The 5,571-nt window shown below is 58.3% G+C and carries 9 protein-coding genes, 1 tRNA gene and 1 pseudogene; 8 read left to right on the forward strand and 3 right to left on the reverse strand.

What is annotated here, in order from left to right:
• Positions 1-129: 129 nt before the first annotated feature.
• Positions 130-834 carry a Uma2 family endonuclease gene (locus NW849_RS13705; protein WP_414358334.1) on the forward strand — a complete coding sequence of 235 codons (705 nt, stop codon included), beginning with the start codon at positions 130-132 and terminating at the stop codon, positions 832-834.
• A gap of 43 nt (positions 835-877) precedes the next feature.
• On the opposite strand, the gene NW849_RS13710 is transcribed toward NW849_RS13705, so the two are convergent.
• On the reverse strand, positions 878-1,354 hold the full coding sequence (locus tag NW849_RS13710) for an urease accessory protein UreE (RefSeq protein WP_414358336.1): 477 nt from the start codon (positions 1,352-1,354) through the stop codon (positions 878-880).
• Positions 1,351-1,698, reverse strand: coding sequence for a hypothetical protein (locus tag NW849_RS13715; RefSeq protein WP_414358339.1), 348 nt, complete (start codon positions 1,696-1,698; stop codon positions 1,351-1,353). The genes NW849_RS13710 and NW849_RS13715 overlap by 4 nt, the downstream gene beginning before the upstream one ends.
• Positions 1,699-1,740: 42 nt before the next feature.
• Here NW849_RS13715 and NW849_RS13720 point away from each other — a divergent pair, with 42 nt between their 5' ends.
• The 3 genes from NW849_RS13720 (at position 1,741) to NW849_RS13730 (ending at position 3,891) form a co-directional block, all read left to right on the forward strand.
• Entirely contained in the window at positions 1,741-2,067 is a 327-nt protein-coding gene (locus NW849_RS13720; protein WP_011433607.1) for a phasin family protein, read from the forward strand.
• A gap of 142 nt (positions 2,068-2,209) precedes the next feature.
• Complete coding sequence (gene leuD, locus NW849_RS13725; protein ID WP_414358341.1) at positions 2,210-2,812, forward strand: 3-isopropylmalate dehydratase small subunit; 603 nt, start codon at positions 2,210-2,212, stop codon at positions 2,810-2,812.
• A complete protein-coding gene (locus NW849_RS13730; RefSeq protein WP_414358344.1) occupies positions 2,809-3,891 on the forward strand; it encodes an SAM-dependent methyltransferase in 1,083 nt (360 codons plus the stop codon). Before leuD ends, NW849_RS13730 begins: the two co-directional genes overlap by 4 nt.
• On the opposite strand, the gene NW849_RS13735 is transcribed toward NW849_RS13730, so the two are convergent.
• Positions 3,867-4,061: a hypothetical protein gene (locus NW849_RS13735; protein WP_414342406.1), complete on the reverse strand. Its 195-nt coding sequence runs from the start codon at positions 4,059-4,061 to the stop codon at positions 3,867-3,869. The two genes, NW849_RS13730 and NW849_RS13735, sit on opposite strands and share 25 nt — an antisense overlap.
• A gap of 140 nt (positions 4,062-4,201) precedes the next feature.
• Between NW849_RS13735 and NW849_RS13740 the strand changes: the two genes are divergently transcribed.
• The 4 genes and pseudogenes from NW849_RS13740 to NW849_RS13755 form a co-directional block, all read left to right on the forward strand.
• Positions 4,202-4,441 carry a hypothetical protein gene (locus tag NW849_RS13740; RefSeq protein ID WP_011433611.1) on the forward strand — a complete coding sequence of 80 codons (240 nt, stop codon included), beginning with the start codon at positions 4,202-4,204 and terminating at the stop codon, positions 4,439-4,441.
• Between the two features lie 90 nt (positions 4,442-4,531).
• Positions 4,532-4,945: an NfeD family protein gene (locus NW849_RS13745; protein ID WP_414346738.1), complete on the forward strand. Its 414-nt coding sequence runs from the start codon at positions 4,532-4,534 to the stop codon at positions 4,943-4,945.
• A 98-nt stretch (positions 4,946-5,043) separates the two neighbouring features.
• Positions 5,044-5,117 (forward strand) — tRNA-Pro (locus NW849_RS13750).
• Positions 5,118-5,364: 247 nt separating this feature from the next.
• Positions 5,365-5,571 (forward strand): annotated as a pseudogene (locus NW849_RS13755) (RNA-guided endonuclease TnpB family protein); the annotation flags it as partial.

Genomic DNA, 5,571 nt, shown 5'->3' on the forward strand with positions numbered 1-5,571 from the left:
TGGTTGGAAACAAACAGAATGCTATCGCTGCATAGTTGAACAGTGATGTTCAGCAGTGTTCAGCGTAAATGTATCAGTCATCGATATTGCTCCGCAACACTGTCGCGACTGCTGGTAAGAGAGCTGGTCATGAGCGTCAGTAGCCCTTCCTTCCGTGAACTGCCCATCTTAGAAAGCGGCGATCGTCTCACCCGCGATGAGTTTGAACGGCGCTATCAAGCCATGCCTCAGCTCAAAAAAGCCGAGCTGATTGAGGGAATTGTTTACGTGGCATCTCCCCTCAGATATCGCCGACATGGCAGACCACACAGCCACATCATGGCCTGGCTGGGAGTTTATGAAGCAGCAACGCCGGGGGTTGAGTCGGCGGGCAATCCAACCGTTCGCCTGGACTTGGACAATGAGCCGCAGCCAGATGCCATATTGCGGATGCACGAATCTTGTGGGGGACAGTCCCGCATTAGCGAGGATGACTACATTGAGGGTGCACCGGAGCTGATTGTGGAGATTGCCGCCAGCACAGCTTCCTACGACCTGCATGATAAGCTGCGGGCCTACCGGCGCAACGGCGTGCGGGAATATCTGGTCTGGCTAACCCAAGAGCAAGCCTTTCGCTGGTATGTCTTCCAGAATGGAGAGTACGTGCTGCAACAGCCCAATGAGTCGGGCGTCTTGTACAGTCGAGTGTTTCCGGGGTTGTGGTTAGCCGTGGACGCGCTGCTGACGGGCAACATGCAGCAGGTGTTGGGTGTGCTGCAAAGGGGAATTGAGTCGGAGGAACACCGAGAGTTTGCAGCGCGGTTGGTAACCCGAGAAGCAGAGGCTGGAGCCTAGGCCATAGGTCTGAGGGACGGGTTTGTGCTCGCAAAGGCCCAGGTTAATGGCTGTGGGCCAACAGGTTGGGCTCGAAGACAGCCATCTCCAACCGAAACGGGATCCCCATGTGGGCCAGCCAGTCCTGCAGCGGATCATCGGCCAGCGCCAGGATCTGTCCTTGGAGGGAAACGTGGGCCGGGCGGTGCCAATTGCCCAGTTGATGAATCACCTGGCCCATCTGGATGGGGTTTTCAGGTTGAATCAAGAGCACCGGTTCGGGTTGGGCTTTGACCCGAATGTGTCGCTGCGCATCCGCATAGAGCAGATCCCCATCGTGAAGATGGGTGCCCCGAGGCAGCATCAACTGGATCTCGGTGCCCCGATCGCTCACCAGCCGTTGCCGGGATCGCTGGCGGTCGTGCCAAGTGAGGGCAACCACTTCCAAGTGGCCGAGGATCCCCTCTGGCGGCTCGTCCAGCAGTTGCGTCACCGTAATGGCCGCGGGATCCTCTCCCGCAGCATGGGCATCTTCGCTCATGTTAGGGACTCCAGATACTGGCTGAGGTCTTCTTGAAGGCGAGAGAACTCCACCTCAGTGGAAAAGCGCAGCCCTTCCGTTTTCACAGTAACCAAGACCTTGGCTGCGTGGGGGCCGACCCAGATGTTGGGGTTGCAGAACATCTCCAAAGAGAAGTTGGCAGCAGAATGATGAAACTCAACCGGATCCTGAGGCTGCTGCCGGGAGCTGCCCGAGCGAACCTTGAGCCGCTCCAAGAGGATTTGCAGAGCCTTGTGCCATTGTTGTGCCGCCTCAGGCGAAAGGGAGAAACTGGCCGAGCCGGTTGCGAAGTTGAGGGCAAACTGAGGAAAATGGGTAGTCATGGAGGCCCGTACCGTTCGCGAAGCGTCCTTTGGAGGGCAGCATTGGACAACAACAGTATCTTACGTCAGCTCTTGCTAATGGGCGTGGGCACAACCACTCTGCTGGCAGAACAGTTGAGAAAGGCTGCCGACGACTTGGTGCAGAAGGGGCAGCTCAACCCAGAAGAGGCATCCAACGTCATCAACAACCTGCTCAACCAGGTGAAGGCCGAGCAGAGTAACTTTGAATCCTACGTTCAGCGGCAGGTGCGCAACGTCCTGCAGGATCTGGGCGTGCCCCGCCAATCGGAAATGGACGAGCTGCGGGGGCGGCTGGATCGGCTGGAGCGGCAGGTGCGCAATTTGGAAAATCAGGTTTACCGCCGGTAGCCGAGCTGAGCCTTCCCCTTTTGTCGTTGAGGCTGGCCCATCTGCAGCCGGGCAGGGTTTTGCCGAGCATTCCAGTCCCCTGAAGCCGATCTCCAGATAGATCAAGTCCAAAGATCGAGTTCAGAAGTTCATCGAAGTTCCCATGCCAAGCGAAGTTTTGACCGTCACAGGCCGAGGGATCCCCCTGCTGGGCAACGACATCGACACCGATCGGATTATCCCGGCCCGCTTTTTGAAGTGCGTCACCTTCGACGGCTTGGGCCAGCACGTGTTTGCCGACGACCGCGCCCAGGATCCCGGCCAACACCCCTTCGATCAACCCCAGTACCAGGGAGCCCAGATCCTCGTGGTCAATGTCAATTTTGGCTGTGGCTCCAGTCGGGAGCATGCGCCCCAAGCGCTGGCCAAGTGGGGGATCCGCGCTCTCATCGGTGAAAGCTTTGCCGAGATTTTCTTCGGCAACTGCTTGGCCCTAGGGATCCCTTGTGTCACGGCACCCCCGGCTGTGATTCAAGCCCTGCAGAAGGCGGTGGCGGAAAATCCCCAGCTCCAGTTGACGCTGGATCTGCCCAACAAACAGGTGCGCTGGGAGGCAAATACCGCTGCTGTGGAGATCCCCCAGGGAGCCTGGCAAATGCTGGTGCAGGGCACCTGGGACGCCACAGGACAACTGCTGGCCGCCCAAGCCCAGATTCAGCAAGTAGCCGCTTCTTTACCCTACGTGCGTTGGCAGCGAACCCGTTGAGCAATCCTCTCCCCCCTGATACCCATACATGGCTGGGCAGTGCTGACCCAGATTTTCTGGATTTGGCGATCCGGGAGATAGAAGCTGCGGATCCAGAGGCTGCCGTGCAGCGGCTAAAGGAAGCACCTGGCTTGGTATGGGTGTGCAGCCAACGCTCATTTGCTGACCTGGCTGAGGCTTGGCAAGCTGACCCGCCCATTTTTTTACGCCACATCTGCCCCATTCACCAAGAACGGCGGCTGGCCGAGGGATCCTTAGTTGAATTGCGCCTTGATGGGGAAATGTTGGCAGCCATTGACCCCGCCCTCAGCTTTTCGGTTCAGACGCGCCTGTTTGGGGAGCGGAATCTCAAGCCCTTCCAGGTCAATGAAACCTTGGCAGAACAGGTGATCGCGGCGGTGGGATCCCCCCTGGAGGTCAAAGACCCCCAGCAGGTAATCTCGGTGGTGATCCTGGCTCAACCGATGGGCATTCGCGCTTGGCTGGGCCTATCCTTGGCTGCCCAGAACCTCTCCAACTGGGCCGGTGGGATCCATCGCTTTCGGCGGGATCCAGAGCAAATCAGCCGCTCCGAGTTTAAGCTGCTGGAGGCCATCCAGGTGTTTCAGATTCCCTTGGTGCCGGGGGGACAGGCTCTGGATCTGGGGGCAGCACCGGGGGGATGGTCGCGCATTTTGCGCCTATATGGCCAGCAGGTCACAGCAGTGGATCCGGGGGACTTGGACGAGCGCCTCAGCCAAGATCCGGGGATCCGCCACCATTGCCTCAGCGCCCAAGCCTACCTGGCCCGTGGCCCAGGCCGGTTTCACCTGATCCTCAACGACATGCGCATGGATGGCCCGGCTTCCGCCCACCTGATGGTGGCTTTTGCTCCCCATCTGGAGCCACAGGGGAGAGCTGTGATGACCCTGAAGCTACCCCACCAACACCGCCTGCGGGTGCTGCGGCAAAGTCTGGAGATTTTGGGTAGTGCCTTCCCCCTGGTGAGAGCCCGCCACCTGTTTCACAATCGCAGCGAAGTCACCCTCTACTTGCAACAGGGGATCCCTGCCCCTCAATCTGCCGTTTCCACCACCTGAATCTCCCGGCGGAGCACCATTTCGCGAATGGACTCCAGCAAGCCCATCTCCTCAGGGGAGATTTTGCCGTCGGCCCGGATGGCGCTGACGATTTGATCCACCTCTGTGCGGGTGAGCTTCTTGTCTTCCAAGGCTCGATCCACCAGCGCTTGCAATTGCGAAAACTCCATAAGGCTCCTCTGCGCTTGAACAGGTCTTGTCGCCTCATCTCCTCATCCAAGCTACCCGCCCTGACCCAAATCTCCTGCAAGCGCAAGATTCTCTTCAGGTATCCTAAAGAAAACGTGAAACCCACCGAGAGGAAGACATCATGGCTGGCCCGGATCCCAGGAGCACTGCGCACGATTGCGCCACCCTCTGTCGAGATGGCTGTGTCTTGGGAGAGGACTGCCCCCACCGAGAGGCGGCTCGCCAAGCCGTGGCCTTTGTCATGAGCACCGACTGGGAGACCTTGATGCGGATCGCCGAATCCAAGAACCTACCCAAAAGCTCCCCTCAGGAGGAGATGGATCCCCTGCAGTTTTTGGAGAATTACCGCTTGGGCGGGTAGGCCCCAACCAGTCTCCCTAAGGACAAGGGATCCCTGCTGAGGATCCAGGGGTTTTGAGCCATACTGAGTTAGGTGGGATCCCTGGATTCTATGGTTTGGCCTTGGATCATCATCGGGTTAGTCCTCATTTCTGCCGAATTGTTTTTGCCAGAATTGGTTGCCGGCTCGGTGGGGCTGGCGGCGCTCTTGGCGGGGCTTTTGGCTTATTTGGGGCTGCCGATCTGGGTACAATTTGCCAGCTGGATTGGGGCATCGGTGGTGTTGATTATCCTCAGCCGCCGTCTGGTGCCCCATGGATCGGTTCAGGTAGAGGAATCTCGCGAGGCGCGGGCAATCACCCCCATTCCCCCAGGCGAACGGGGGCGGGTTTCTTATCTGGGTTCCACCTGGAACGCCAAGTGCAGCATTCCCAACCTAGAAATCCAAGCCGGGCAGGAGCTCTACGTGGTGGAGCGACAGGGGAATACCCTCATTGTCATGCCGGCCAAGATGCTCAAGTCCTGACCTGGACAAATGTTTGTTTCCCTTGTTGCCTTGAGCGAGGGATCCCTGCTTGGGTGTGCATCGGAGGCGGGGATCTGGCATAATCACAAAAGCTAAGCCGGGATGTAGCGCAGCTTGGTAGCGCATCTGCTTTGGGAGCAGAGGGCCGCAGGTTCAAATCCTGTCATCCCGATCCTGACTGCGACGGGAATTGAGCCGTTTACGCTATTGACCGAGAGTTTCCCACCTATCCAGAGCCCCGCAGCCAAAACCCGCATCTATCGGCAGGGGTACAGTCTTTGTCTTGAAGGCGCAAGAAGCAAACTCTTCGATTCTTCGATGCCATGAAAGAAATGGGCGGATCAGCTAGAAATCGCAGGAGCCCCGCACTGTACCCGTAGGGTCAGTGCCGGGAGGAATGCGGAAGTCACAATAGAACCATGACCCAAGTCCTGACCGTATCCTGCAAGCTCAAGGTGTCCCAGTCGCAGGCCGCCAAATTGGACGCGACTTTGGAGGCTTTTGGCCAAGCCTTGAATTGGGTCAACCAGAACACGCCGGAGAAAGTCGCCAACGCCGTTAAGCTCCAGTCTCTGTGCTACCGCGAAATCCGTGCCCGGTTCGGCTTATCCAGTAACTTGGCTCAG

This window comes from Synechococcus sp. R55.3 (assembly GCF_047461975.1).
Lineage (GTDB): Bacteria > Cyanobacteriota > Cyanobacteriia > Thermostichales > Thermostichaceae > Thermostichus.

Bases quoted from the DNA above. Each gene is read 5' to 3' on its own strand.
- leuD (WP_414358341.1), top strand. From the start codon at position 2,210: ATGCCAAGCGAAGTTTTGACCGTCACAGGCCGAGGGATCCCCCTGCTG.
- NW849_RS13715 (WP_414358339.1), bottom strand. From the start codon at position 1,698: ATGACTACCCATTTTCCTCAGTTTGCCCTCAACTTCGCAACCGGCTCG.
- NW849_RS13705 (WP_414358334.1), top strand. From the start codon at position 130: ATGAGCGTCAGTAGCCCTTCCTTCCGTGAACTGCCCATCTTAGAAAGC.
- NW849_RS13745 (WP_414346738.1), top strand. From the start codon at position 4,532: ATGGTTTGGCCTTGGATCATCATCGGGTTAGTCCTCATTTCTGCCGAA.
- NW849_RS13740 (WP_011433611.1), top strand. From the start codon at position 4,202: ATGGCTGGCCCGGATCCCAGGAGCACTGCGCACGATTGCGCCACCCTC.
- NW849_RS13710 (WP_414358336.1), bottom strand. From the start codon at position 1,354: ATGAGCGAAGATGCCCATGCTGCGGGAGAGGATCCCGCGGCCATTACG.
- NW849_RS13735 (WP_414342406.1), bottom strand. From the start codon at position 4,061: ATGGAGTTTTCGCAATTGCAAGCGCTGGTGGATCGAGCCTTGGAAGAC.